Below are 26,263 nucleotides of genomic sequence, written 5' to 3'. Positions count from 1 at the left end.
CGAAAGCAATCCTTGCGTACTCTTGGCGTAAGCCTGAAGGCAGACTCACGATTCAATCCGCGCGGGGAAATTGACATGACCGAGGGCAGTGCGATGTTACAGCAGAAGCATGACAAAGAATCCGGGATGAACGGCGCAGCGATTGTCCTGCCGGACGGACGTGAAGTGCCCATCACCGACACCATGGTGCGCCAGTCTCTCGAGGCGCTGGACACTCCCCCCACAGGTAAACCGGACGCCTGACCCCTGCCCCGGCTGGCGGACCCTAGGCTTCCAGCCGAAAACCCAGCGCACGGAAGGTGCGCCGCAGCGATTCGTTGGCCTCGGCCAGTGTCACCGTCACACTGGCGTGTTCACGTCGCACCGGGTAGTGTTTCCGTAACCCGTCAAACGCCGCCGCACGGTGAGTGGCAGCGAGTCTCATGGTGTACCGCAGGCGGGCGTCGTCGCTGCGCGGGTCATAGCACGCATTCACCGCGGTTGCCACCGCGGTGAAATCCTGCGCAGAACCGGTGAAACACAGCCGCTCCAGGGGCGGCTCGGGCAACAACTGGCCGAGCTCTCTGGTTGGCGCGACGCCCTGCAAGCGGCACACCGCCTGATAAAGCATCTCCGTGCCCCGGGCTTTGCCCTCCAGACTATACCCGGCGATATGGGGCGTCCCCAGCCAGACCCGGCTCACCAATTCGGGTGCAATCGCCGGTTCGTTTTCCCACACATCCAGCACGACCTCCGGTGCATTGGCCGCCTGCAGACGACGCAGCAGTGCGCTCCCGTCAATGACCTCGCCCCGTCCGGTATTGATCAGCAATTGCCCCGCCCGCAAGCGCGCCAGCTCGCTCGCACCCAACAGTTGATACGTCGGGTCGGAACCGCAGGTCGTCAAGGGGGTATGCAGACTGACCACGTCGCAGGCCAGCGCCTCTGCAAGACTGACGTAGTCACCGCCGGGATCGCGCGCTTGCCGTGGCGGGTCGTTTACCCTGACCGCGAAACCCAGGCCCGCCAGGGTGCGGGCCAAGGCCCCACCCACATTACCGGCGCCCACGATGCCGACGCTCAGACTGGTCCAGTCGGCGAGGCCCTGGCGCTGTGCATGAAGCACCAGAACGCTGAGGACGTACTCCACCACACTGTTGGCGTTGCACCCCGGTGCCGCCTCAAACCGGATCCCCTGTGCGTCCAACCAGCCGTGCTCTATGTGGTCGGTACCAATGGTGGCGGTGCCGACAAAGCGGACGCGACTGCCGGCCAGCAACCGTTGGTCGACCCGCGTAACCGAGCGCACCAGCAGAATGTCCGCCTCCCGGACGTCGGCTGCCGTCATGGCCCGGCCCGGCACCCGCCGGACCTCCCCCAGGTCGCCAAAAAAAGGCTCCAGCAACGGGATGTTTTCGTCGGCGACAATGATCATGCCGGGACCGGTCTCAGTAACGTCTTGATCTGGGTGCGCCACGGCCGCCGGCAGGTGGCCGCCGCCGGCCTCTGCGACGACTGATGGGCGGGTTGGGCAAAGCGGCCATCAGCTCTTCGTCCGGTACGGTGGTGGCGAGCTTCTGGCTGATGTACTTCTCTATCGCCGGCAGCGAGAAGGAATCGTCTTCGCTGGCAAAACTGATGGACACACCGCGTTTGCCGGCACGGCCCGTGCGACCGATGCGGTGCACATAGTCTTCCGCCTGTTCCGGCAGATTGTAGTTGAACACGTGGGTCACGCCGTCCACGTGGATGCCCCGGCCCGCCACATCGGTGGCCACCAGCACCTGGATCTCACCGCGTTTGAACTGGTCAAGGGTTTTCAAGCGCTTGTTCTGCGCGATTTCGCCCGACATCAGGGCAACTTTCACCCCCTGATTTCGCAGGTCTTCGTCGAGATCACGGCACTGATCCCGGCGGTTGGCAAACACAATGGCCTTTTCCACCTCGGGATGCTTGAGGTAGTTCACCAGCACCGGCAGCTTCTCGTCTTCACCCACCAGATACACGGTCTGCTGAACCCGCTCGGCGGTTTTCTGCTCGGGTTCGATCTCGACAAACTCTGCGTTGCGGGTCCACATGGACGCCAGATTCAGCACGTCCTGATTGAATGTCGCGCTGAACAGCAAGGTCTGCCGGTCTTCTTTGGAGGTACACTTGCGGATGATACGCTTCACATCGGGAATGAAGCCCATGTCGAGCATACGATCCGCTTCGTCCAGGATCAGGATGTCGAGCTGATCGAGGAACACATCCTGTGAGCCAAGGAAGTCGATCAACCGTCCGGGGGTGGCCACCAGAATGTCCACCACGTCGTTTTGCAGTTGATCCCGCTGCTTGTCGTAGTTCATGCCACCCACCACGGTCACCACCTTATGCCCGGTGTAGCCACACAACTGCTCGGCATCTTTGGCAATCTGCATGGCCAACTCCCGGGTAGGCGCCAGCGCCAGCACCCGCGGTTCTGACGCAAACCGCTCACTGGCCGGGATGGGGGTTTCCAACAGGCTCTGTATAGCCGTGATCAGAAACGCGGCGGTTTTTCCGGTCCCGGTCTGGGCCTGCCCGATGAGATCCTGGCAGGCCAGGGTAAAGGGCAGGGTTTCCGCCTGAATCGGTGTGCAAGCGGTAAAGCCGATGTCGGTAATGGCATTCAGGAGCCGCTTGTCCAGGTTGAGGTCTTCAAATTTCATCCCGGGGAGCACCGGAGCCGTTTGCGCATTAGATGTTGTCATAGTCAATCAGTTAACCTTACCGTCTGATGGTTACAGCTGGCCGGTGTTCAGACGTTGGCGCTGCCACTGGGAATGGAACCGGTCTGTCGTACCATAAAATGTCATAAGCGTTTGCAAAAACGCCTGAGCACGCGCAGGCAAACCCTGCAATAAATATTGATCAGCCTGATCTCTGACCCGCAAACGGAAGCCGGCCGCATCGACCGCTCCTGCGCCGTTCAGATTATCAACGCTGATATGAAACCGAAAGTCCGCCGCCACCGAGAACAGCCATTCCAGCGCCTGAGGTTTTACCTCCACTCGCTCAAACAGCTGTTGTTGCGCAGCGGTTCTGCCATCCGGACAATACCAGTAGCCATAGTCGGGCAATTTACGGCGCTCAGCGCCGGCGATGCACCAATGAGCAATTTCATGCAACGCGCTGGCAAAAAACCCGTGCGCGAAGATCACCTTCGCCGGGGCGCCAGCCTCTGTTGCGGGCAGGTATTCAGGTTCGGTGCCGCCCAGAACCAGGATGGTGTCGTGGGTTTCACGAAACTGGTCATTGAACAACATGATAAGATCATTTGGATGGTGAGTCATTCGGGGCTATTGTGCGTCTTTATGGCCGGCAATTCCAGCGGGAACTTTTCTGCAGTTTGGCCCTCTATCATGCCACTACCCGCACCCAGTTAAAAAAGATTGTGAGAATATGACGACAACTCCGGTTTTTCCCTTGCATTTATCGGGTTCACACTCGCGCGGGCGGGTCCTCGCAGCGCCGGTCACGACGGTACTGGTCGCCCTGCTGCTACTCAGTCTGACGCTGCCCGCACACGCCCTTGGCAGCCGCAGCGGGCTGTTCGGTGGCAGCAGTGATTTCCTGCCGGTGGATCAGGCCCTGCCCTTCAGTCACACCATTGAAGACGACCGTCTGGTGTTAAGCTGGGATACCGCCCCCGAGCACTACCTTTACCGGGAGCGGGTCGCGGTTACTTCGTTGACCGAGGGCGTCAGCGTTGACGACCTGCAATTCTCCCTGGCCGGCGAAACCATCGACGACCCCTTTTTCGGCGAGTCCACCGTGTTCTATCAGCCGGTAGACGCGACGGTCGCTGTGACCCTGCCCGCCCGGCTGTCTGAAGCCCGCCTGGAAATCTCCTATCAGGGCTGCGCCAATGCCGGTCTTTGCTACCCGCCCCAGACCAGAACGGTGGTGTACCACGCAGGTACCGGTTCGGCGACGGGTGCCGACGGCGGGACGCCGGGCCCGGCAGGCGGCACCACGGTGCCCACCGACACCCGATCGGCCACCGGCCTGGCCGGCTATCTGGCCAGCCAGTCGGCCACCACCATAGCGCTGCTCTTTCTGGTGCTGGGTCTGGGGCTGACCTTCACCCCGTGCGTCTTGCCCATGGTGCCCATCATTTCCGCCCTGGTGTCCAGCAAGAACACCCAATCCACCGCACACGCCGTGTTACTGGCCGGCAGCTACGTGGTGGGCATGGCCCTGACCTACGCCGCCGCCGGGGTGCTGACCGGCTTGCTGGGGGCCGGTTTTAACCTGCAGGCACACCTGCAATCCCCCATCGTGCTGGGCGTATTTGCTGGTTTGTTTGGCCTGTTTGCGCTGGCCATGTTCAACGTATTTGACCTGCAACTGCCCGCATTCATTCGCGACCGCCTTAACACCGCCAGTCACACCCTGACAGGGGGCCGGGTGGCCAGTGTGTTTGGCATCGGTGCCATTTCCGCGCTGGTGGTATCACCGTGTGTTTCTGCTCCGTTGGCGGGCAGCCTGCTGTACATCAGCGCCACTCAGGACGCAGTCATTGGCGGTATTGCCCTGTTTGCCCTCGGCCTGGGCATGGGCATTCCCCTGATTCTGGTAGCCGTCGGCGGCCGCAAGTACCTGCCCTCGACCGGCCCGTGGATGAACATCGTCAAATCGTTTTACGGCGTGATGCTGCTGGCTGTCGCCATCTGGTTGCTGGAACGGCTGATACCCGCGTGGGCGTCGCTCACCCTGTGGGGGCTGCTGGTGGCGGTCACCGGCGTACAGCTGGGCGCCTTTGACAAAGCCAGCCCGGGGTGGGCGCGCACCTGGAAGGGGCTGGGTCTGGTGATGTTTGCCTACGGTCTCGCCCTCCTCACCGGGGCGCTGGGAGGCGCGGACGACCCCCTGAAGCCACTCGCGCCATACACCGCCAAACCCGGGGCGGCGGACCACGCCCCTGCCGGTGAGTACGCGGGCTTTCTCAGACTCGCCTCGACCCAGGCAATCAACGACCAACTCCGGCAAGCCGCGGTGGCGGGCCAGCCGGTCATGCTGGACTTCTACGCCGACTGGTGCATTTCGTGCAAGATCATGGAGCGCCGGGTTTTTGCCGACCCGGTGGTGGCCCAGGCATTGTCGGGCCACAAACTGTTACAGATTGACCTGACCGCCAACACCGCCGAGCATCAGGCCATGCTCAACGACTTCGGCCTGTTTGGCCCACCGTCCATCCTGTTTTTCCACGGGGATGGACGCGAGAACACCGAGGCCCGGGTGCTCGGTGAAATGGACAAAAACACCTTTCTGGCCCACCTCGATACTGCGGTGGGCCTCACGCCCCGCGGCGAATGAAAAACACATAATCCTGGCCACTGACCTGCTGGCTTACCAACTCGTGATTCAGGAACCGGCAGAACCGGGGAATGTCCCGCGTGGTGGAGGGGTCGGTGGCCACGACCTTGAGCACTGCCCCCTCACTGACTTCCTGGATACGGCTGTGCAACATCATCACCGGCTCCGGACACATCAACCCGCGGGTATCCAGTTCGGCACTGTAGTCCGGTTCACTCATCTATTCCCCTCCCAACGACTACTGACTTATTGAAAATATGTGCTAAATTATTGCATAAGAATCAAAACAATGCTGTCGCGTGCAGAAAGTCGGGCAGCCACCATCACAGCCGAGGTAACCTATGATTCGTGTCTTGATCGAGCGCCACATTGCCGAATCGCTAGAAGCCGCCTATGAAGAGCGGTCCCGGAAGGTGTTGCAACAAGCCGTTGCCGCAGACGGTTTCATTTCCGGGGAAACCCTGGTTGACGCCACGGACCCCAATCACCGACTGACCCTGGCAAACTGGCGCTCGCAGGCCGACTGGGATCGCTGGTACCATTCGGACACCCGCCGCGAACACATGCTCGAAGTGGTCCCCATGCTCGATCAGGAAGAACGTATCACCATCTTGCTCCAGAGCTGAACAGCCGGGGCCATCAGGCCCGCATGAAGGCCACACTGGCTCGGACGGCGGCGTCCAGTAACTCCTCCCGGGTTTCCCTTTGCCGCTTCAGTGGTTCGAAATCGTGGTTGCCGCCCTGTAGCCAGCACAACTCCACCGGCCACTCCGGGTCGAGCGCGTTGACCACCTCGTCCTGTTTGCCGAATGGATCCCGGGTGCCCTGCACCACCAGCAAAGGCCGGCGCAGGTCGGCGAAATGCCCGGTGCGCCAGCGCTCAGGCTTGCCCGGCGGGTGGAACGGGTAGCCGAAGCACACCACCCCGTCGAACTGCGCCGCCACCTCCGGCTTGCAGCTCAGGTGAGTGGCGACCCGCCCGCCCATGGATTTGCCACCGATGAAGACGGGGCGCGCCGCCCCCACCTCTCCCCGCACCCGCGTGAGCACGTTTTCAAAACTGCCGGTCAGCACCGGCATCCGGTCGGGGGGCCGCCGTCTGCCGTCAACGCGTCGCTGCTGCATGTAGGGGAACTCGAACCGCACCACCTGAACCCCGTGCTCGGCAAACCCGGCGGCCACGCGTTCCAGCACGGGCGAGTCCATCGGTGCGCCGGCGCCGTGGGCGAACAACAACAGCGGCAACTCCGGGTGTCCGTCAGATATCAGGGTATCTCCGTTCATGTGGTTCACCTCACCCTCGAATAGGATTATCATATAGCGCTCCAACATATCCTTGGTAGGCGGATGAGTCCATCCGCCGTTGTGAATCCAACAAGTGGAGCCTGAGTATTTCCGGCCATGATGCTGATTTGAGAGGCTTTGACGGCACCGCACGGCTTGACCTGTGTCGTTGCAATGCCGTCATACTTTCTCCATACTTGCGCCCGCACAACTTCCCACTCTAAATGTATCGGTAGGGCTATGAGCACAGTAAATCCAAACCTGACATACAACTACAAGGTGGTGAGACAATTCGCCATCATGACAGTCGTATGGGGTATTATCGGGATGAGCCTCGGTGTGCTGATTGCAGCACAACTCGTTTGGCCGGCAGTTAACCTGGATCTTCCCTTTACCCACTTCGGCCGCCTCCGGCCGCTGCACACCAACGCCGTCATCTTTGGTTTTGGCGGTAGCGCTCTGTTTGCTACTTCCTACTACGTGGTTCAGCGTACCTGTCAGGCACGGCTGTTTTCCGACGGACTGGCCCAGTTCACCTTCTGGGGCTGGCAGGCCGTCATGGTCGCAGCGGTGATCACCCTGCCCATGGGGTTCACCTCGACCAAAGAGTACGCCGAACTGGAGTGGCCCATTGACATCCTCATCACTGTGGTCTGGATCGCCTACGGTACCGTGTTCTTCGGCACCATCACCAAGCGAAAGGCGCCGCACATTTACGTAGCCAACTGGTTCTACGGTGCCTTTATCATCACCATCGCCATGCTGCATATCGGCAACAACCTGGCGATCCCGGTAACCGCCTTCAAGTCCTACTCCATCTACTCCGGTGTCACCGATGCCATGATCCAGTGGTGGTGGGGACACAACGCGGTAGGCTTCTTCCTGACCGCAGGTTTCCTGGGCATGATGTACTACTTTGTACCCAAGCAGGCGGGTCGTCCGGTGTATTCCTACCGCTTGTCGATTGTGCACTTCTGGGCGCTGATCGCCACCTACGTCTGGGCGGGCGCGCATCACCTCCACTACAGCGCACTGCCGGACTGGGCACAGACCGCCGGTATGGTGATGTCCCTGATTCTGCTGGCACCCAGCTGGGGCGGTATGATCAACGGTATGATGACGCTCTCGGGTGCCTGGCACAAACTGCGTACCGATCCGATCCTGCGTTTCCTGGTGGTGTCCCTGTCGTTCTACGGCATGTCTACCTTCGAAGGCCCGATGATGGCGATCAAGACCGTGAACGCACTGTCCCACAATACTGACTGGACCATTGGCCACGTGCACTCCGGTGCCCTGGGCTGGGTCGCCATGATCAGTATCGGCGCCATCTACCACCTGATCCCCAAACTCTGGGGTGTGCGGGAGATGTACAGTGTTGCCCTGATCAACGTGCACTTCTGGCTGGCCACCATCGGCACGGTGTTGTACATCGTCTCCATGTGGGTCAACGGCATCATGCAAGGCTTGATGTGGCGCGCGGTGAACGACGACGGCACCCTCACTTACAGCTTTGTAGAGTCCCTTGAAGCCTCTTATCCCGGTTATTTCGTCCGCTTCCTGGGCGGTGCAATCTTCCTGTCCGGGATGCTGGTTATGGCTTACAACGTGCGCATGACCATTCGCCAGAAAGACGCTGTCGCACTTGACAACAGTGCCGCACAGGCCGCCTGAGAAGAGATAAGAGACCAATGAGACACGACATAGTTGAGAAAAATATTGGGCTGATGTCCGTACTGGTTGTTCTGGTCATCAGTACCGCCTTCCTCGGTGAAATTCTGCCGCTGTTCTTCCACAAGGGGGTCAACGAACCCATTGCCGGCCTGGAGCCGCTCACCCCCCTGGAACTGGAAGGCCGGGATATTTATATCCGCGAAGGTTGTCATGTGTGCCATACCCAGCAGATCCGCCCGTTCCGTGCGGAAACCGAACGTTACGGCCACTACTCGGTGGCCGGTGAGTTCGTGTATGAGCACCCGTTCCTGTGGGGCTCCAAGCGCACCGGACCGGATCTGGCCCGTGTTGGCGGGCGCTATTCAGACGCCTGGCAGCGCATGCACCTGTACGATCCCCGCAGCGTGGTGCCCGAATCCAACATGCCCGCCTTCCCGTGGCTGTTTGAAAACAAGGTCAACCATAAGCATACCCGTGCCAAGCTGAAGGCCCTGCAAACCCTTGGTGTCCCCTACACCGATGAGCAGATCGAAGGCGGCGCGGCCGAGGTAGAGGGTCAGTTTGAGATTGATGCACTGGTCGCCTACTTGCAACAGCTGGGAACCGTGCTACCAACCAAACGGTGATTCTGATGGATATTAACGACCTGCGCGGCATACACACGGTACTCGTTCTGCTGGTGTTTCTCGGCATTGTCTGGTGGGCCTACAGCGCCCACCGCAAGAAAGCGAATGACGAAGCCGCACACTTGCCCTTTGACGACGACGAGATTGATCGCCGCACCCTGGAAAAAGAAAAGACGGAGAAGAAACAATGAGTACCTTTTGGAGCATATGGGTCAGTGTGGTCGTGCTCGGTACCATATACGGATGCTGGTGGATCCTGTGGGCTACCCGTAAAAGCCAGACCACCGACAGTGAAACAGAGCGCACCACCGGCCACTCCTTTGATGGCATCGAAGAGTATGACAACCCGCTGCCGAAGTGGTGGTTCTATCTGTTCGTCTCCACGGTGATCTTCAGCCTCGCCTACCTTGCCCTGTACCCGGGGCTGGGGAACTTCAAAGGCCTGTTGGGCTGGACCCAGTACAATCAGTGGGAACGGGAAGTCGAACTGGCCGACGCCAAATACGGCGAACTGTACGCCCAGTTCGGCAACACCCCGATTGTCGAATTGGCCCGCAACGAAGATGCCCTGCAAATGGGCCAGCGGCTGTTTGCCAACAACTGCGCCGTCTGTCATGGTTCCGCCGGCCGTGGATCGGTTGGTTTTCCGAACCTGACCGACGATGACTGGCTGTATGGCGGCGACCCGGACAGCATCGTCCACTCCATCACCAAAGGTCGTGAAGGGGTGATGCCTGCCAAGGGGCTGATGCCGAACATGACCGCCACCCAGGTGGATCAGGTGGTAAACTACGTGCTGGGTTACAGCGGTCGCGCCAGGGATGCCGACGCAGCCGAAAAAGGTGCAGCGGTGTTCGCCCAGGCCTGTGCGGCCTGCCATGGCGCAGACGGTACCGGCATGCAGGCGATGGGCGCCCCCAACCTGACGGACGATATCTGGCTGTATGGCAGCACCTACGAGCGCATTGAGGAGACCGTGCTCTATGGTCGCCACAACAAGATGCCGGCGCAGGAAGATCGCCTCAGCGCGGATCAGATCCACATCCTCGCCGCTTACGTGTACAGCCTGTCGAACAACTGACAGCCCCGGGGCTGATTTCAGCCCCTGTCTTTTGAACCCTGGGCCCGAGCGTGTATCGGACCCAGGCTTGAAAAGATTCGACTAGCCCTTTTGGAGTGGGTTATCCCCCTGCTGGGAGGCAGTGATGAGTAACGAGATTCCCGTCAAACAGATCGACCCTGCGACGGAGCCTTCCAACAACAAAAACAAAATCGAAACAGTTGAGCTCTACGCCAGTCGCAAGAAGATCTACACCCGCGAAGTGAAGGGTGTCTTTCAACGCATTCGTTTTATCAGCCTGATTGCGCTGATGGGCATGTTTTTCCTGTTCTGCTGGATATCCATTAACGGGCAACCGCTGATTCACTTTGACCTGCCGGCGCGGGAATTCCATCTGTACGGCGCCACCTTCTTCCCGAAAGATTTTTTCCTGCTCTCCGGCATGCTGATCATTGCCGCGTTCGGGTTGTTTTTTATCACCACCCTGTTCGGTCGCGTGTGGTGCGGCTACACCTGCCCGCAAACCGTGTGGACCTTTATTTTCATGTGGATCGAAACCCGGGTGGAAGGCAGCCGGAACGCGCGTATCAAACTGGACAAGGCTCCCCGTTCTGCGGAAAAAATCATCAAAAAAACGACCAAGCACAGCCTCTGGCTGCTGATCGCGCTGGCCACCGGGCTCACCTTTGTGGGTTACTTCTACCCGATCCGTGAGCTGATTGTTGATATCGCTACGCTGAATGCCAATGGCTGGGCTTATTTCTGGGTGGCGTTTTTTACCGTGGCCACGTACCTGAACGCCGGCTGGTTGCGGGAGCAGGTGTGCCTGTACATGTGTCCCTACGCCCGTTTCCAGTCGGTGATGTATGACCCCAACACCCTGGCCGTGGCCTATGACCCGAACCGTGGCGAGCCCCGGGGCGGTCGAAAAAAAGGCGTAGCGCCCAGTGAGGTGGGTTTGGGGGATTGCATCGATTGCGGTCTGTGTGTACAGGTCTGCCCCACCGGCATCGACATCCGCGACGGACTGCAGTACGAGTGCATCGGTTGCGCCCTGTGCATCGACGCCTGTGACGAGGTCATGGAGAAAATGGACTACCCCAAGGGGTTGATCCGCTATGCCACCGAAAACGAACTGGAGGAGCGCCCCTCCAAAATACTGCGTCCCCGCACGTTTGGTTACGGCGCCGCGCTCACGCTGATGATCGCCGTACTGGTGTTCATCCTGGCGACCCGGGTTCCGGCGGAACTGGATGTGCTCCGTGACCGGGGCGCCCTGTTCAATTACACCGGGCAGGGGTTGGTGGAGAATTCCTACACCCTCAAAATCGCCAACCTGTCGGAAATTCCGCAAACCTACCACATCCGGGTCGAGGGTCTGGACGGCATCCGGCTGACCTCCAAGAGCAAACTTCTGGTCGCCAGCCGGGAACATGCGTCCCTGCCGGCTGTCGTAGAGGCTGATCCGGATGCCATCCAGGACACCAATAACACCATTCGCTTCATCATGACCTCAGAGCAAGACGAGGCTCTGAACATAGTCACCGAGAGCCGCTTTGTCGGTCCGGGTCAATAACCCTGGTTTGATGGCAGGCAGCGCCTGCCTTGAGAGAAATGAATTATGAGTGATGCATCACCTGTCAGCCCTTGGTACCGCCAGCCCTGGTTCTGGTTTTTGCTGATTTTCCCCACAGCTTCCATCATCTGGTGCACCGTGGCCATTACTGCCGCGGTCACCAGCGATAATTCTCTGGTGACGGACGAATATTCCAAAGAAGGCCGCGGCATCAACCTGGAGCTTGCCAAAGACACCAGGGCGGTTGAACTCGGCCTGCACGGTCAGCTGACCTTCGCCGACCAGCAGATTCACCTGCACCTGGCCCCAGGGCACCGCCTGGGGGCCGCTCCCTATCTGGTTCTGCAGATTTATCACCCCACCCTGGCGAAACGCGACCGCACGGTGCAACTCAGCCCGGTGGCTGACAATTACTACACCGCGACCCTGCCAAGAGGCATGGACGGACGCTGGTACATCGATTTGCGCGGCCCCGACAACGACTGGCGTCTGAAGGGTGAAATCAACCTGCCTGCATCAACCCCGACGGAGCTGGGGGCGGTAGCGCAAACCCACAGGTGATGCGAGTGTCCTGTTACCATTGTGGGGAACCGGTTGACGGCGCACCGCTGATTTCCCTCGAACTCGATGGCCAGCAGCAACGCTTCTGCTGCTATGGCTGCCGGGCGGTCTGCGAGACCATTCATAACGAAGGCCTTACCGGCTTTTACCAGCACCGCACCGCCCCTGCGGTCACCCCCCGGGAACTGACCAAAACCGAGCACGACCGGCTGCTGGAACTTGATCATCCGCTGATGCAGAAAGCCTTCGTCAGCCCGGTCAGCGGCGGACTCGAAGCTCAGTTACTGATTCAGGACATCACCTGCGCGGCGTGCATCTGGTTGTTGGAAAAACACCTGGCCTTACAGCCCGGGGTCTTGGCCTTTTCCGTCAATCACACCACCCAACGGGCCCGTCTTGCCTGGGACCCCCAGCAGGCGCACTTGAGTGACCTGCTCATCGCCATTCACCGCCTGGGTTACCGTGCCCGTGCCTACCAGGCAAGCGAGGCGGAGCGGGCCCTGAAAGCCGAAAACCGCAGCGCCCTGATCCGGCTGTGCGTGGCCGGACTGGGTTCCACCCAGAGCATGATGCTGGCCTTCCCGCTGTATTTTGAAATCCACAGCGGGGTATCCCCCGAATTCGTCCAGTTTTTCCGCTGGTTCAGCTTGCTGGTGGCCACCCCCGTGATCCTGTACAGCGCCCGGCCGTTTTTTGACAACGCCATCAGAGACCTGCGCAGCCGCCACCTGACCATGGACGTACCGGTGGCCACCGCCATCGGGCTGGCCTATCTTGCCAGCGTGTGGGTGACCCTCATGGGCGGCGAAGAAGTCTATTTCGAAGCCGTGTGCATGTTCACCTTCTTTCTGTCCCTCGGGCGCTATATTGAAGCCCAGGCTCGTTATCGTGCCGGTATTACCGGGCAGGCCATGGCCGGCACCCAGCCGGAAGCCGCCACCCGGGAACGCAACGGTGAACTCCAGCTGGTGCCTGTGCATGAGCTGGAAATTGGCGACCTGATTCAGGTGAAACCCGGCGAAACCCTGCCGGTCGACGGCGAAATCACCGCTGGCCACTCCACCCTCAACGAAGCCGCCCTGACCGGCGAATACCTGCCGGAAACCCGCAGCCCGGGTGACAGTGTGCACGCAGGCAGCATCAACGGCGAGAACCCGCTGACCGTCCGGGTGTTGCGTACCGGCAGTCAGACCCGGCTGTCCAACATCCTCAGAATCCTCGACCGGGTGCAGGCGGAGAAACCGCCGGTTGCGCTGATGGCGGATCGCATCGCCGGCATTTTTGTCAGCCGTATTCTGATTCTGGCACCGGTGGTGTGGATCGGCTGGTGGCTGGCCGGCGCGGATAACGCGTTCGACATCACCCTGTCGGTGCTGGTGGTGACCTGCCCCTGCGCGCTGTCGTTGGCGACCCCCACTGCCCTGACCAGTGCCACCGTTCGCTTGCGTCGTCTCGGGTTTCTGCCAACCCGCGGGCACACCCTGGAATCGCTGCACAAAATCGACACCGTGGTGTTCGACAAGACCGGCACCCTGACCCAGGGCAGACTGACCCTGGTGGCCACCGAGTGCTTCGGCGACCTGACCGCCGCACAGGCCCTGGCTCTGGCGACAGGGCTGGAAGCCCGCTCCGAACACCCCATTGCGAAAGCGTTCAAGTCCCGTCGCAGCGAGCCGGTCACCGAGGTGGAAAACCACATTGGCGGGGGATTGACCGGAGTCTGGCGGGGGCAGCCGGTGTACATTGGTCACAGCGAGTTTGTATCCCGGTATGTGAGCACCCCCCTGCCGTCCCGCACCAGCGGACACGGGATCGAGATCTGGCTGGCCGCCGACAACCGCTGGCTGGCCTGCTTTACTCTGGATGACCAGTTGCGGGCCGATGCCAAACCGGCCCTCGCCCGACTCCAGCAGATGGGCATTCAGACCCTGCTGCTCAGCGGTGACCGCTCCGGTCATGTCCAGTACATAGCCGAACAGTTGCATATCGACCGGGCCATCGGCCAGGCGTCCCCGGAAGACAAACTGGCGCACTTGCGCCGGCTCAAGGCCGAAGGTCACACCATCATGATGGTGGGTGACGGGCTCAACGATCTGCCTTCCATGGCGGGCGCCGAAGTGTCCGTCGCCATGGGCAGCGCCGCGGATCTGACCCAGCTCAGCGCCGATGCGGTGCTGATGAACGGGCAGTTGAAGCATTTGATCACCGCCATCAACACCAGCGCGCAGACCCGCCGGGTCATTCGCCAGAATCTGTTGTGGGCGCTGACCTACAATGCGTCCGCCCTGCCCCTGGCCGCCGCCGGACTGGTCCCCCCCTGGGCGGCGGCCATCGGCATGTCGGCCAGCTCGCTGTTGGTGGTGCTCAACGCGCTGCGATTGAGTCGTGATCGCGCAACCGCTCCGCTGCCACTGCCCCGTGTGGGTGCCCAGGCCACCCCCTGATGGCGTATTGATATGATTTTCATTGCACTCGAGGTGCCGTTATGGAAATAGTGATGATCCTCATTCCCGCCACGCTCATTTTGGTTGCCCTGGGCATCCTGCTGTTTTCCTGGGCGGTGAAAAACGGGCAATACGATGACCTGGAGGGGCCGGCCCACCGGATTCTGTACGACGATGATGCGCACATGATCCCGACCGAATCCCGGCAGGAGACCGAGAAACCCGATACGCCGGACCCGGACAGCGAGCAACAAGCGCCGCGCTCCGGGGACTGACCGTGGGCGACGGGTTGTATCTCAGCTACACCAGCGCTTTTATGATTGGATTTCTGGGCAGTACCCACTGTCTGGGCATGTGCGGGGGCATCAGTGCCTCCCTGTCCATGGCGCTGCCGGTTGGCCGGGGGTTCAGGGTGCGCCAGACCTTGATGCTGCTGGCGTTTAACGGGGCCCGAATCGCCAGTTACGTGCTCATTGCCACGCTGATTGCCCTGCTCAGCACCCAGGCCAGCGCCCAATGGGGTCCGCTTGGCCTGGGGCTGCGTACCCTCGCCGGGGTGTTGTTGATCCTGATGGGCCTGTCCATGGCCCAGTGGTGGCAAGGTATCCGTTACGTGGAAAAACTCGGCGCGCCGGTCTGGGCCAGACTGGCACCGCTGACCGCACGACTCCTGCCCGTCCGGCATCCGGTACAGGCGCTGGCGCTGGGATCGCTGTGGGGCTGGTTGCCCTGCGGGTTGGTGTACAGCACGCTCGGCTGGGCCGCACTGCAACCGAGTGTCGCCGGTGCCGCCGGTACCATGCTGTTTTTCGGGCTGGGCACCCTGCCGTCCATGCTGGGTACCGGCTTTGCCGCCCGCTCGATTACCCGCCTGCGCAGCCACACCGGTTTCCGGTCAATCACCGGCACCCTGCTGATCCTGTTCGGGGTTTGGACACTGCCGCTGAGCGGGCTTATATATTAAGGATGTCGAGCCGGCCAAACTCCGGCTCAGCCACTTCTGCGCCCCTCACCTGACCGGCCTCGTCCGCCAAACGCTTGTTGTTGCGGAAGTCGTAGAGGGTGGGATCCGCCAGGTGGGAGGGTTCGACATTGCACAACGCACGAAACATGGAGTCGAGGCGACCGGGATGGGTGCGTTCCCACCCTTGCAGCATTTCCTTGATCACCTGACGTTGCAGATTTTCCTGGCTGCCACACAGGTTACACGGGATGATCGGGTAGCCGCGTAACTGCGCAAACCGGGCAATGTCCTGTTCACGGCTGTAAGCGAGCGGCCGGATTACCGTATTGCGCCCGTCATTGCTGTGCAGTACCGGCGGCATGGATTTCAGCTTGCTGCCATAAAACATGTTAAGAAACAGCGTTTCCAACAGGTCATCGCGGTGATGCCCCAGGGCAATTTTGGTGACACCGTGTTGCTCGGCAAAGTTGTAGAGTATGCCACGGCGTAATCGGGAACACAGAGCGCAGGTGGTTTTACCTGCCGGCGTCTTGTCCACCACAATGCTGTAGGTGTCTTGTTCAATGATGTGGTATTCAATACCCAGGCCGGCCAGATAACGGGGCAGGACCTCTTCCGGAAACCCGGGCTGTTTCTGGTCCAGGTTGACGGCAATGATCTCAAACGACACGGGTGCGCTTTTCTGCAGATTGAGCAAAATGTCCAGCATGGCGTAAGAATCCTTGCCGCCACTGAGACAACACATCACCTTGTCGCCCGCTTCGATCATGGAAAAGTCCGCAATCGCCCGCCCCACATCCCGGCGAAGGCGCTTTTGCAGCTTGTTAAGTTCTTGTTTATGCTGATGCTCAGCGTCAGCAGTTTGGCTGGCGTCAGGGGTTGCGGGTCGGGAATCAGGCATAAATGGGCACATTCAGTATGATCAGTGAAACCGGGATTATACGCGTCCCAGAATTCCATGGACAGGCCGGACAATATTAATGCAGACCCACCACTCACCGGCGAGTCCGGCGGAGCAACTGGAAGACCGGATTGGGCACTTGATGATCGCCCTCGAACGTCTGTTGCGGCAGAACCCCGAGGGCCTGTCGGAGCACGCGGTGATCAAACAACTCCAGGCCCCGCCCTGGGAATTGCTCGGGGCCGTTAATTTCCATGAGCCGGCGCAACTTTACCCGGTGCATTTTCTGATCTACCACGCGGTGTACCGGCTCCGGGACGCCCTGAGCAAGCAGGGCGAATCCCTGTCCACCTCGCCCCTGTGCCTGAAAATCACTCTCGATCCGGTCGTCTCCGGCACCGGGGTGCCGGCCCCGGAGGACGAACTCAGAAAATACTATCTGGACCTGCGCAATTACCGCTTGCCGGACGGTGAGATTGAGGCGCTGCTGCGGGACTTCTGGGCGGGCACGTCAGGCGAAGCGCCGGATAACGACGCGTTACACGCTGCGGCCCGGCAGTTGGGCTTTGCGTCCCTGCCAGAAACCTTTGAACCCATCAAGCAACAGTTTCGTCGGGAAATCATGGCGGTGCACCCGGATCGGGGCGGTGATACGGAAGCCGTTCAACAACTAAACGCAGCGTTTCAAGTGCTGAAAAATCACTTTCGCAGACGCGGATAAGGGAGTGAATCCTACTATGCAGTTGTCTATATTCCATCGTGTTGTGGCCCTGTCACTGTTGCTGGCCAGCAGCTGGGCCCGTGCGGATCTGGTGGTCCTTCAATATCACCATATCGACGACTCCACACCGCCGTCCACCAGCACCACGCCCTCGCTGTTCGACGCGCAGCTGGCCCTTATTGACGAACTTGGCCTGGAGGTGGTGCCGCTGGACACCGCAACCCGGGACGCACTGGCGGGACGCTCCGCCGACCGGCAGCAGGTTGCCATTACCTTCGACGATGCCCACGCCTCGGTACTGACGGCCGCGGCCCCCCGACTGGCCCGCAAAAATTTTCCGTATACCATTTTCGTCAACACTCAGGCCATCGGCCAACCTGGGTACCTCAACTGGCAGCAGCTCGACGAGCTGAACCGGCAACCCGGCGTGACGATTGCCAACCACAGTGCCGACCACGGTCACCTGGCACGTCGCCTCAATGAACCCCAGGAGGCGTGGCTGCAACGGGTGCAGACCAGCATGGACACGGCGCAGGAGACCCTTAGAAAACGCCTGGGGGTGGAGTCGACCCTGTTCGCCTACCCTTACGGCGAGTTTGACCGTGACCTGGAAGCGTTGGTTGCCGCCCGGGGGTGGCTCGGTTACGGCCAGCATTCCGGTGCCATTGGCGCCAGCTCACACCCCACCCGCCTGCCCCGCTTTCCCATGGCCAATGCCTACGGTCAGCTGAACGCGCTGACCGACAAGTTGCGCAGTAAAGCCTTGCCGGTCGATGCAGGCGACCTGCCGGATGGCGTCATCGACGCTCAGCAGACCGGCGGGAACCCGCCCCGATTAAGGCTGACGTTGCCCGAGACCCTGGCCGCCGGACGGCTCAGCTGCTTTGCTTCCCGCCAGGGACGCATAGCGGTCACCGCCATCGGCAAGCATACGGTCAGCGTGGTGGCCCCCGAGAGCTTCAACAGCCGGCGGTTTCGCTACAATTGCACTTACCCGGCGGGCGCAGGACGCTATTACTGGTTTTCACAGCCCTGGCTCGACCTGAGCCAACCGGAAGACTGAACACCCGGGTCACTCGCCACGGCCATCCGGCCCCAACAGTGCAGCGATGCGCGTCTGCAGCACCGGGAGGACTTCTGCCGCAAACCAGGGATGGCGGTGCAACCAGATGTTGTTGCGTCCGCTCGGGTGGGGCAAGGGCAACACCGCCGGCCAATGATCGCGCCAATTGCGCACATTGTCGGTAACCGCCCGCCGGGGGCCAGGCAGATGATACGCCTGGGCATATTGCCCGATGGCCAGCACCAACTGCAGCTCCGGTAGCTGCTGCAGCAGGGTTGCGCGCCAGGCCGGCGCGCATTCGGCTCTGGGCGGCAAATCTCCGCCACGGCCCTTGCCGGGATAACACAACCCCATCGGTATTATGGCAATGCGCTGCGGATCGTAGAACACTTCCGGCGTGACCCCCATCCATGCCCGTAACCGCACACCGCTGGGATCGTTGAACGGGATCCCGGTGTCATGCACCCTGCGCCCCGGTGCCTGGCCGGCTACCAGAATGCGGGCGCGGGTGTCCATCTGCAAAACCGGCCGCGCACCGCACGGCAACTCAGGTTCGCACAGGGTGCACTGGCGCACCCGGGCCAACAGGCGATCGAGAGATTCCACCGATTCCGACCTCACTCCACGACATTCCAGAACAGGCTCGCGCCCTGCTCCGGCGTGCTCGCTTCACGCCGCATCCAGCCGAACAATTCGCGCCCCATCCCCCCACGGTTGCCGGTAAGGTCCGCGGTTGCAGGTGTGCGGGCGTCGAGCTGAGCGTCGCTGAGGTGCACCTGCAACCGCCCGGCGTCAGCGTCCAGGGTGATTTCATCACCGTCCTGCAGCAGCGCCAGGGGCCCGCCGCTGGCCGCCTCCGGATAGACATGAATGGCCGCGGGAACCTTGCCGGAGGCCCCGGACATGCGCCCGTCCGTCACCAGTGCCACCTTAAAGCCTCGATCCAGCAACAGTCCCAGGTAGGGGGTCAGTTTGTGCAACTCGGGCATACCGTTCGCCTTGGGCCCCTGATAGCGCACCACCACCACACAATCCCGATTCAGCTCCCCCGCCTCAAAGGCGGCCTCCAGGCGGTGCTGATCATGGAAGATCACTGCCGGGGCGGTCAGCGTCCGGTGTTCGGGCGCCACGGCTGACACCTTGATCACCCCGCGCCCCAGATTGCCCTGCAGGACTTTCAGACCACCGTCTGCGGCAAAGGGGCGCTGCACCCCACGCAATACCTGGTCGTCTCCACTGGCGGAGCGGGCCGGGGCCCAGCGCAAACGCCCGTCGTGCAGTTGCGGCATTTCGGTGTAGGCGCTCAGCCCCCGGCCTACCACGGTTTGCACGTCGTCGTGCAGATACCCGCCCGTCAGCAATTCGCGGATCAGAAACGGGGTGCCACCGGCTTCATGGAAATCGTTCACATCGGCCGAACCGTTGGGGTATATACGGGCCAGAGACGGCACCACCGCCGACAAGTCGGCAAAATCATCCCAGTTGATGAGGATCCCCGCGGCTCGAGCCACCGCCACCCAGTGCATGGTGTGGTTGGTGGAGCCGCCGGTCACCAACAGTGCTACCAGGGCATTAACGATGCTTTTCGCGTCGACCATGTCCGCCAGTCCCAGCGTGCCACCGTTAGGGGCTGACAGGCGAATGGCCTGCTCCGTCGCTCGCTGCGTCAACGCATCCCGCAACGGCGTATTAGGCGATACGAACCCGGAACCCGGCAATTGCAGCCCCATCACTTCCACCAGTAACTGATTGCTGTTGGCGGTGCCGTAAAACGTACAGGTGCCGGGGCTGTGATAGGCCTGACTTTCCGCCTCCAGCAGCGCGTCCGAACCCACCTGACCGTCTGCGTATTGTTGCCGTACCCGCTGCTTCTCTTTATTGGGCAGGCCACTGGGCATGGGACCGGACGGAATCAATACCGCGGGCAAATGACCAAAACTCAGCGCTCCGATCAGCAGACCCGGTACGATCTTGTCGCAGATCCCCAGCAACGCCATGGCGTCAAACATATTGTGACTCAGCGCAACGGCGGTACTCATGGCGATGACGTCGCGGGAAAACAAACTCAACTCCATACCCGGTTGCCCCTGGGTGACACCGTCACACATGGCCGGTGTGCCCCCGGCCACCTGGGCCACCGACCCCATCCCCTGCGCGGCCTCACGGATCAGCGGCGGAAACCGTTCATAGGGCTGATGGGCTGATAACATGTCGTTATACGCAGTTACGATGGCCAGGTTCGCCTTGTTCATGAACCTGAGGGTGTCTTTGTCGGTGGCGCCGCAGGCCGCAAATCCGTGGGCCAGATTACTGCAGGACAGCGCACGGCGCTGCGGCGCGGTGGAAGCGGCCTCGGCCATGCGGGCGAGGTAATCATCACGCTGCGCCTGACTGCGGTGAATGATACGCTGGGTTACCTGTGCGACCGTCGCGTGCATATTAGGTCTCCATCGTTGGTTTCATTGAGGTACGACAGCTCGTCTCGTGGTAAGTTTACCTGCTTTATTGATCAATAACCCAATCACTCCCCGAATTCGTACTTAAATGATCTAATATAACTACATATCGACACAACCAAGGACACGACCTCTAACTCGGCGCTGTCACCCTACTGTCATGCAACGGTAATATAGTACCCACACTCCGATCCACGAAAGGAAAGCTTTACTATGCTCAGGCGCACCAAGATCGTCGCAACCCTCGGCCCCGCAACAGATTCCGCAGACGCACTGCACGCAATCCTGGTGGCAGGGGTCAACGTCACCCGGCTCAATTTTTCACACGGCAGCGCCGCAGAGCACCTTGAACGGGCGAATCAGGTACGCAAAATTTCCGAGCAACTGGGGCAGCACACCGCGATTCTGGCCGACCTGCAGGGGCCGAAACTGCGCATCGCCCGATTTGTCGACAACAAGGTCACCCTGAAAGCGGGTCAGACCTTTGTGCTGGACGCCACCATGGATAAGGACGCCGGCACTTCGGAGGCCGTGGGCGTCGATTACGAACAGCTCATCGACGATGTTGCGCCCGGGGATATCCTGGTACTGGACGATGGCCGCATCGAAATGGAAGTGCAGTCGGTCAATGAGCACAGCATTACTTCCCGGGTATTGATCGGTGGCCCGCTGTCCAACAACAAGGGCCTGAACAAGCGCGGAGGCGGGCTGTCCGCCGATGCCCTGACCGACAAAGACCGGCAGGACATTGTCACTGCAGCCCGCCTGGGGGCCGACTATGTCGCGGTGTCCTTCGTACGCACCGCGGACGACATGCAGCTTGCGCGCGCACTGCTGCGGGAAGCCGGCTCGTCCGCTGGCCTGGTGGCCAAAATAGAAAGGGCGGAACTCGCCCATGACTCCGCTGCACTGGACGCGGTGATTGAAGCCTCGGATGCGGTGATGGTGGCCAGAGGGGATCTGGCGGTGGAGATCGGTGACGCCGAACTGGTCGGCGTCCAGAAGCACATCATCGCCCGCGCGCGGACGCTCAACAAAGTGGTGATTACTGCCACCCAGATGATGGAATCGATGATCGACAACCCGATGCCCACCCGGGCGGAGGTCTCCGACGTCGCCAATGCGGTGATCGATTACACCGACGCGGTGATGCTGTCGGCGGAAACCGCCGTTGGCGATTACCCGACCGAGGCGGTGGAAGCCGTGGTGCGCATCTGTCTGGGGGCGGAAACGCTGCCCTTGACCCATCAGTCGCGCCACCGTATCCATGAGGGCATGACCGAAATTGGTGAGGCGATTGCGCTATCGGCCATGTATGCCGCCAATCACCTGGCCGGCGTACAGGCTATTATCTGCATGACTGAAACCGGCGCGACTCCCCTGCTGATGTCCCGTATCAAATCCAGCCTGCCGATCTTCGCGTTGTCGCGACACCCTGAAACCCAGAATAAAGTCGCGCTTTACCGCGGGGTGCAGACCATTCCGTTTGATACCACCCAAATACCGGCGCACGAAACCAATGAGCGAGCGGTCGCCGCCCTGCTGGAAACCGGGGTGGTTGCCAAGGGCGATCTGGTGGTGGTCACCAAAGGCGACTACGGGGATGCCCAGGGCGGCACCAACACCATGAAGATCGTCGAAGTGGGTAAAGCTATCCGCTGACCCCGGCAAGGAGTCAGCCCAGCAGGGCGAGACTGTCGGCGGCAATCCGGGTGATCGAGGCCCAATCTTCGGCCTCCACCCGGTCACGTGGCAGCATCCAGGTGCCACCCACCGCAGCGACGTTGGGTAATTCCAGGTAAGCACGGGCGGTGTCCTGGCGGATCCCGCCCGTCGGGCAAAAGGTAACGTCGGGAAAGGGCCCGAGAAAAGCCTTCAGGGCAGGAATTCCGCCCGCCACTTCGGCGGGAAACAATTTGAACACCCGCAAGCCGCGGGCGTATCCCAGCATCACCTCAGACGCGGTCGCCACCCCGGGCAGCAGCGCCACCGTCGACCCCAGCCCGTGTTCCAGCAGGCTCTCGGTCAGCCCGGGGCTGATGGCAAACTGCGCCCCCGCACGTTCCACCTGACGGTATTGCTCAACCGTGGTGACCGTGCCGGCGCCCACCCACACGTCGGGCAAGGCCTTGCGCACCCGCTCTATGGCTTGCAGACCGTGGGGCGTTCTCAGGGTGATCTCCAAGATCCGTATGCCCCCCGCCACCAGTGCCCGACACAGGGGCAGCGCGTGCGCCGGGTCCTGCACCGCAATAACCGGTATCAGCGGTCCTGCGGCCAACAGATCCCGAAGGCAACGCTGGTGCGCGTCCGTCATGGTTACCATGGCATAGTCCTCAAGGGCTCCAGTAGATACGCAAACCGGCGTTCAAAAACGCCCTGACCGGCATTGCCTCTACATTGTCCAGGTCTTCACAGGCGTGCCGCAACGCCCGCAGTTTGTCGTCACCGCGGATATGCAGGAATCGGGTGGTGCCAGATTGCAGCACGTTGCGGGTCAGGGTCATGCGGGCGTGATCCTGCGACGGCGGCGTCATCATGGCCACCCGGGCAGAGGTATTCGGGTCCAGCCCGGTATCGAGTTGCGGGGCGTCCGCAAACAAGGAAGCGGTATGACCGTCCTTGCCCATCCCCAGAACCACAGCCGTCGCCGGCCACGCCAATTCCTGCAACTGGGATTCGACCACTGCACAGGCTTCCGCGTCCAGGTCCCCGGGCTGTTTGAACGGCACCAGGGTGGCCCGGGCTGCCTGATTCTGGATCAGGTGGCGTCGCACCTGCGCAGCATTGCTGGCCGGGTCGAACTCGGCCACCCAGCGCTCATCCGCCAGCACGACGTCCACCCGCTGCCACGGCAACCGGATCTGACTCAACGCTTTCAGAAACGGCAGCGGGGTACTGCCCCCGGAAACCACCAGCGTTACCCTCTCGGCATCGGCCAAGCCCCCCTCGAGCTCAGCCGCAACCGCCGCAGCCAAAGCCTCTCCGAGCAGCACTTCATCTTCCGCATCAATCCACTCTATGCCTGTGGGCAAACCCATTTCAAGCGTCTTCATACCAGCTCCTGCCATCCCGGGTAATCATCGCGATCGACGCTACCGGCCCCCAGGTCCCAGCCGCATAGCGCTTGGGCTGCGTACTGTGATCGTGCCAGTTAGACACTAACTGATCGACCCAGCGCCAGGCCCACTCAACTTCATCCCTGCGCACAAACAAATACTGGTTGCCCCGCATTACCTCCCATAACAATCGTTCATAAGCGTCCGGTATGCGCCCTGCATTGAAAGCTTCGGAGAAGGTCAACTCCAGCGGCCCCTGGCGCAGGCGCACCCCTTTACCCAGCCCCTGCTCCTTGGTCAAAATCTGAATAGCCATGCCTTCATCGGGCTGCAACCGGATGATCAGTTTATTGTTGGCCAGATGGCGCTGGTCCGGATCGAAAATATAGTGGGGAGCCGGCTTGAAATGGATGATGATCTGCGCAAATTTTTCCGGCATGCGCTTCCCGGTGCGTATGTAGAAAGGCACCCCCGACCAGCGCCAGTTTTCAATTTCCACCTTGAGGGCCACAAAGGTTTCCGTCCGGCTGTTCTTGTTGGCCCCTTCCTCTTCCAGATAGCCCGGAACCAACTCACCCTCACTCGACCCGGCCGTGTACTGCCCCCGCACCAGATGGGTCTCCACCAGATCCGGAGTGATGGGTCGCAGCGCCTTGAGTACCTTAACCTTTTCATCACGAATGCTGTCTGCAGAGAGATCGGAGGGCGGGTCCATGGCTATCAGACAAAGCAACTGCAGCATATGATTCTGGATCATGTCCCGCACCTGGCCGGCCTTGTCAAAGTAACCCCAGCGCCCCTCGATCCCGACACTCTCCGCCACCGTGATCTCGACATGGGAAATGTGGTTCTGATTCCACTGGGAGGCAAAGAGGTTGTTGGCAAACCGCAACGCGATCAGGTTCTGGACGGTTTCCTTACCCAGATAATGATCGATCCGGAACAGCTGTTTTTCACTGTACACTTCTGCCAACTGGTCATTGATGTCGCGGGAAGACTCCAGGTCCTGGCCAATGGGCTTTTCCACCACGACCCGGGTTCGCTCACTGCAACAGTCGACAATCTGCAGGTTACGGGCAATCACGCCATACAGTGACGGCGGGGTCGCCATGTAGATCACCAGTTCGTTGTCCGAGGTCTGGCGCCACTCCTTGAGACACTCGTAGGCCGCCGCATCCTGAAAGTCCAGACAACGGTATTCCAGCCGTTGCAGCAAGCTGGCCAGCACCTTGCCCTCCAGTTGGTCGGCCGGCACTGTCTGTCGCAGCTGGGCCTCCAGATCGACCCGCAGCTGGTCGGTATCCGTGTGCCTGCGCGCCAACGCCAAAATGCGGTTACCCTTTGCCAGCAGCCCGGCGCGCTCCAATTGGTAGAGCGCGGGGTACAACTTGCGGCGGGCCAGGTCACCCAGACCACCGAATATCACAAGGTCACACTGAGTTTGGCTTTTTCCTGACATGATGCCCTTCTTCAATAACGCTACCGTATTATCAGCAATAGCACAAATGTAGTAATTTTATCGAAATATTTTATCGGGACGAGTGGACAAGCGGCCGTTTTAGCAGCACCTGACATGAATACTACCGCAACCGGACGGGAAACGCGCTATAATCGCCAACTCCTGTGAACCAGACCTGAAGGGGAGATCCGCTGTATGGCCGCAACTCACATACACCGTGACGACAATTTACTTGCTGACATTCAAGCGCGGCTGGAAAGCCTGAACAAGTCGGAACGGAAAGTAGCTGAGGCGATTTTACGAGACCCGAGTGCTGCCACCCGCTACAGCATCGCCGCCCTGGCGCGGGCTGCGGACGTCAGTGAACCGACGGTGAACCGGTTTTGCCGGGGGTTTTCGGCGACAGGGTTTCCAGACTTCAAGATCCGCCTGGCCCAGAGTATCGCCACCGGCACCCCATACATCGGTCAGAATATTGAAGTGGATGACAGTGTCGAAGAGTTTTCCAACAAGATCATGCTGCGCACCATCGCCAGCCTGGAAAAGGCCCGCCAGGCCCTGTCCCACAAGGCCCTGGCCACGGCAATTGATTATCTGATTCAAGCCAAACAAATCAACTTTTTCGGCATGGGCGCCTCCGCGTCCGTTGCCCTGGATGCGCAGCACAAGTTTTTCCGCTTTAACATCCCGGTAATGAGTTACGACGATGCCCTGATGCAGCGCATGGTTGCCGCAGGCTGTGGTACCGGCGACGTGATCGTTGCCATCTCCTATACCGGACGCACCCGGGAGACCGTGGACATTGCCCAACTGGGTCGCGAGAATGGAGCCACGGTAATCGGCATCACCTCCCCGGGGTCGCCGCTGGCCGAAGTCTGCTCGGTGGTTCTGGGGGTCACCACCTCCGAAGATACCGAGGTGTATATGCCCATGTCATCGCGCATCATTCACCTGGCCGTGATCGACATCCTCGCCACGGGGGTCACACTCAAACGGGGCACGGATTATCTGGGGCACCTGAAAAAGATAAAAGACTGCCTCAAAGCCACCCGTATTCCCACCGATTAAAGGCGACCGCAATAAAAAACCGAAGCGCCAG

The 26,263-nt window shown here is 60.8% G+C and carries 27 protein-coding genes; 16 read left to right on the top strand and 11 right to left on the bottom strand.

The annotated features are described in order from the left end of the window. Nucleotides 1-75 precede the first annotated feature (75 nt). Nucleotides 76-243 carry a PA1571 family protein gene (locus BG841_RS17085; RefSeq protein ID WP_158007612.1) on the top strand — a complete coding sequence of 56 codons (168 nt, stop codon included), beginning with the start codon at nucleotides 76-78 and terminating at the stop codon, nucleotides 241-243. 22 nt (nucleotides 244-265) lie between these two features. Here the strand turns inward: BG841_RS17085 and pdxB are convergent, their stop codons facing one another. The 3 genes from pdxB to BG841_RS12525 are packed head-to-tail and all read right to left on the bottom strand — an operon-like array spanning nucleotide 266 to nucleotide 3,266. Beyond that, complete coding sequence (pdxB, locus tag BG841_RS12535) at nucleotides 266-1,414, bottom strand: 4-phosphoerythronate dehydrogenase PdxB (RefSeq protein ID WP_070057964.1); 1,149 nt, start codon at nucleotides 1,412-1,414, stop codon at nucleotides 266-268. 13 nt (nucleotides 1,415-1,427) lie between these two features. Next, complete coding sequence (locus BG841_RS12530) at nucleotides 1,428-2,711, bottom strand: DEAD/DEAH box helicase (RefSeq protein WP_070057963.1); 1,284 nt, start codon at nucleotides 2,709-2,711, stop codon at nucleotides 1,428-1,430. A gap of 30 nt (nucleotides 2,712-2,741) precedes the next feature. Next, the gene (locus tag BG841_RS12525) at nucleotides 2,742-3,266 is read right to left on the bottom strand and encodes an elongation factor P hydroxylase (protein WP_322853372.1); all 525 of its coding nucleotides are present in this window, start codon (nucleotides 3,264-3,266) and stop codon (nucleotides 2,742-2,744) included. Nucleotides 3,267-3,402: 136 nt separating this feature from the next. On the opposite strand from BG841_RS12525, the gene dsbD reads away from it, so the two are divergent. Beyond that, nucleotides 3,403-5,319 carry a protein-disulfide reductase DsbD gene (gene dsbD, locus BG841_RS12520; protein ID WP_083260258.1) on the top strand — a complete coding sequence of 639 codons (1,917 nt, stop codon included), beginning with the start codon at nucleotides 3,403-3,405 and terminating at the stop codon, nucleotides 5,317-5,319. Here the strand turns inward: dsbD and tusA are convergent. After that, nucleotides 5,300-5,539 carry a sulfurtransferase TusA gene (gene tusA / locus BG841_RS12515; protein WP_070057961.1) on the bottom strand — a complete coding sequence of 80 codons (240 nt, stop codon included), beginning with the start codon at nucleotides 5,537-5,539 and terminating at the stop codon, nucleotides 5,300-5,302. The two genes, dsbD and tusA, sit on opposite strands and share 20 nt — an antisense overlap. Before the next feature lie 121 nt (nucleotides 5,540-5,660). On the opposite strand from tusA, the gene BG841_RS12510 reads away from it, so the two are divergent. After that, nucleotides 5,661-5,945, top strand: a complete 285-nt coding sequence (locus BG841_RS12510; RefSeq protein WP_070057960.1) for an antibiotic biosynthesis monooxygenase family protein — start codon at nucleotides 5,661-5,663, stop codon at nucleotides 5,943-5,945. Between the two features lie 13 nt (nucleotides 5,946-5,958). On the opposite strand, the gene BG841_RS12505 is transcribed toward BG841_RS12510, so the two are convergent. Next, on the bottom strand, nucleotides 5,959-6,636 hold the full coding sequence (locus BG841_RS12505) for an alpha/beta fold hydrolase (RefSeq protein ID WP_228141659.1): 678 nt from the start codon (nucleotides 6,634-6,636) through the stop codon (nucleotides 5,959-5,961). A gap of 207 nt (nucleotides 6,637-6,843) precedes the next feature. Between BG841_RS12505 and ccoN the strand changes: the two genes are divergently transcribed. From ccoN to BG841_RS12460, 9 genes are all read left to right on the top strand, one after another. Continuing rightward, nucleotides 6,844-8,274, top strand: coding sequence for a cytochrome-c oxidase, cbb3-type subunit I (gene ccoN, locus BG841_RS12500; RefSeq protein ID WP_070057959.1), 1,431 nt, complete (start codon nucleotides 6,844-6,846; stop codon nucleotides 8,272-8,274). A 17-nt stretch (nucleotides 8,275-8,291) separates the two neighbouring features. Further along, entirely contained in the window at nucleotides 8,292-8,900 is a 609-nt protein-coding gene (ccoO, locus tag BG841_RS12495; protein WP_070057958.1) for a cytochrome-c oxidase, cbb3-type subunit II, read from the top strand. A 5-nt stretch (nucleotides 8,901-8,905) separates the two neighbouring features. Then, nucleotides 8,906-9,091, top strand: coding sequence for a CcoQ/FixQ family Cbb3-type cytochrome c oxidase assembly chaperone (locus BG841_RS12490; protein ID WP_070057957.1), 186 nt, complete (start codon nucleotides 8,906-8,908; stop codon nucleotides 9,089-9,091). Continuing rightward, entirely contained in the window at nucleotides 9,088-9,981 is an 894-nt protein-coding gene (gene ccoP / locus BG841_RS12485) for a cytochrome-c oxidase, cbb3-type subunit III (RefSeq protein ID WP_070057956.1), read from the top strand. The genes BG841_RS12490 and ccoP overlap by 4 nt, the downstream gene beginning before the upstream one ends. A 124-nt stretch (nucleotides 9,982-10,105) precedes the next feature. Further along, nucleotides 10,106-11,536 (top strand): cytochrome c oxidase accessory protein CcoG, encoded by a 1,431-nt coding sequence (gene ccoG / locus BG841_RS12480; RefSeq protein ID WP_070057955.1) that lies wholly within the window; start codon nucleotides 10,106-10,108, stop codon nucleotides 11,534-11,536. A 45-nt stretch (nucleotides 11,537-11,581) separates the two neighbouring features. After that, nucleotides 11,582-12,097 carry a FixH family protein gene (locus BG841_RS12475; protein WP_070057954.1) on the top strand — a complete coding sequence of 172 codons (516 nt, stop codon included), beginning with the start codon at nucleotides 11,582-11,584 and terminating at the stop codon, nucleotides 12,095-12,097. Beyond that, nucleotides 12,097-14,541, top strand: a complete 2,445-nt coding sequence (locus BG841_RS12470; RefSeq protein ID WP_070057953.1) for a heavy metal translocating P-type ATPase — start codon at nucleotides 12,097-12,099, stop codon at nucleotides 14,539-14,541. The genes BG841_RS12475 and BG841_RS12470 overlap by 1 nt, the downstream gene beginning before the upstream one ends. A gap of 41 nt (nucleotides 14,542-14,582) precedes the next feature. Beyond that, nucleotides 14,583-14,816 carry a cbb3-type cytochrome oxidase assembly protein CcoS gene (ccoS, locus tag BG841_RS12465; RefSeq protein WP_070057952.1) on the top strand — a complete coding sequence of 78 codons (234 nt, stop codon included), beginning with the start codon at nucleotides 14,583-14,585 and terminating at the stop codon, nucleotides 14,814-14,816. Between the two features lie 2 nt (nucleotides 14,817-14,818). Beyond that, nucleotides 14,819-15,505 (top strand): sulfite exporter TauE/SafE family protein, encoded by a 687-nt coding sequence (locus BG841_RS12460; protein ID WP_141737092.1) that lies wholly within the window; start codon nucleotides 14,819-14,821, stop codon nucleotides 15,503-15,505. On the opposite strand, the gene ttcA is transcribed toward BG841_RS12460, so the two are convergent. Then, nucleotides 15,495-16,406 (bottom strand): tRNA 2-thiocytidine(32) synthetase TtcA, encoded by a 912-nt coding sequence (ttcA, locus tag BG841_RS12455; protein WP_070057951.1) that lies wholly within the window; start codon nucleotides 16,404-16,406, stop codon nucleotides 15,495-15,497. The two genes, BG841_RS12460 and ttcA, sit on opposite strands and share 11 nt — an antisense overlap. 79 nt (nucleotides 16,407-16,485) lie before the next feature. Here ttcA and BG841_RS12450 point away from each other — a divergent pair, with 79 nt between their 5' ends. Next, nucleotides 16,486-17,127 carry a DNA-J related domain-containing protein gene (locus tag BG841_RS12450; protein ID WP_070057950.1) on the top strand — a complete coding sequence of 214 codons (642 nt, stop codon included), beginning with the start codon at nucleotides 16,486-16,488 and terminating at the stop codon, nucleotides 17,125-17,127. Nucleotides 17,128-17,143: 16 nt separating this feature from the next. Further along, nucleotides 17,144-18,190: a polysaccharide deacetylase family protein gene (locus BG841_RS12445; RefSeq protein ID WP_070057949.1), complete on the top strand. Its 1,047-nt coding sequence runs from the start codon at nucleotides 17,144-17,146 to the stop codon at nucleotides 18,188-18,190. Between the two features lie 9 nt (nucleotides 18,191-18,199). On the opposite strand, the gene BG841_RS12440 is transcribed toward BG841_RS12445, so the two are convergent. Both BG841_RS12440 and edd read right to left on the bottom strand, forming a co-directional pair. After that, nucleotides 18,200-18,796 carry a uracil-DNA glycosylase family protein gene (locus BG841_RS12440; protein ID WP_228141658.1) on the bottom strand — a complete coding sequence of 199 codons (597 nt, stop codon included), beginning with the start codon at nucleotides 18,794-18,796 and terminating at the stop codon, nucleotides 18,200-18,202. Between the two features lie 11 nt (nucleotides 18,797-18,807). Next, complete coding sequence (edd, locus tag BG841_RS12435) at nucleotides 18,808-20,628, bottom strand: phosphogluconate dehydratase (protein ID WP_070057947.1); 1,821 nt, start codon at nucleotides 20,626-20,628, stop codon at nucleotides 18,808-18,810. Between the two features lie 231 nt (nucleotides 20,629-20,859). Here edd and pyk point away from each other — a divergent pair, with 231 nt between their 5' ends. Continuing rightward, nucleotides 20,860-22,308, top strand: coding sequence for a pyruvate kinase (pyk, locus tag BG841_RS12430; protein ID WP_070057946.1), 1,449 nt, complete (start codon nucleotides 20,860-20,862; stop codon nucleotides 22,306-22,308). Between the two features lie 13 nt (nucleotides 22,309-22,321). On the opposite strand, the gene BG841_RS12425 is transcribed toward pyk, so the two are convergent. Genes BG841_RS12425 through zwf form a run of 3 tightly spaced genes read right to left on the bottom strand, consistent with a single transcriptional unit; the run spans nucleotide 22,322 to nucleotide 25,164 of the window. After that, complete coding sequence (locus BG841_RS12425) at nucleotides 22,322-22,972, bottom strand: bifunctional 4-hydroxy-2-oxoglutarate aldolase/2-dehydro-3-deoxy-phosphogluconate aldolase (protein ID WP_070057945.1); 651 nt, start codon at nucleotides 22,970-22,972, stop codon at nucleotides 22,322-22,324. Nucleotides 22,973-22,982: 10 nt separating this feature from the next. Continuing rightward, the gene (pgl, locus tag BG841_RS12420; protein ID WP_070057944.1) at nucleotides 22,983-23,702 is read right to left on the bottom strand and encodes a 6-phosphogluconolactonase; all 720 of its coding nucleotides are present in this window, start codon (nucleotides 23,700-23,702) and stop codon (nucleotides 22,983-22,985) included. Then, nucleotides 23,689-25,164 (bottom strand): glucose-6-phosphate dehydrogenase, encoded by a 1,476-nt coding sequence (gene zwf, locus BG841_RS12415; protein ID WP_070057943.1) that lies wholly within the window; start codon nucleotides 25,162-25,164, stop codon nucleotides 23,689-23,691. Before zwf ends, pgl begins: the two co-directional genes overlap by 14 nt. Nucleotides 25,165-25,359: 195 nt before the next feature. On the opposite strand from zwf, the gene hexR reads away from it, so the two are divergent. Next, complete coding sequence (gene hexR / locus BG841_RS12410) at nucleotides 25,360-26,232, top strand: transcriptional regulator HexR (protein ID WP_070057942.1); 873 nt, start codon at nucleotides 25,360-25,362, stop codon at nucleotides 26,230-26,232. Nucleotides 26,233-26,263 lie beyond the last annotated feature (31 nt).

It is taken from the genome of Marinobacter sp. X15-166B, assembly GCF_001752365.1.
Taxonomy (GTDB): domain Bacteria; phylum Pseudomonadota; class Gammaproteobacteria; order Pseudomonadales; family Oleiphilaceae; genus Marinobacter.
Note: the sequence above shows the minus strand (reverse complement) of the source record. Positions and strands in the feature narration are given on the sequence as shown.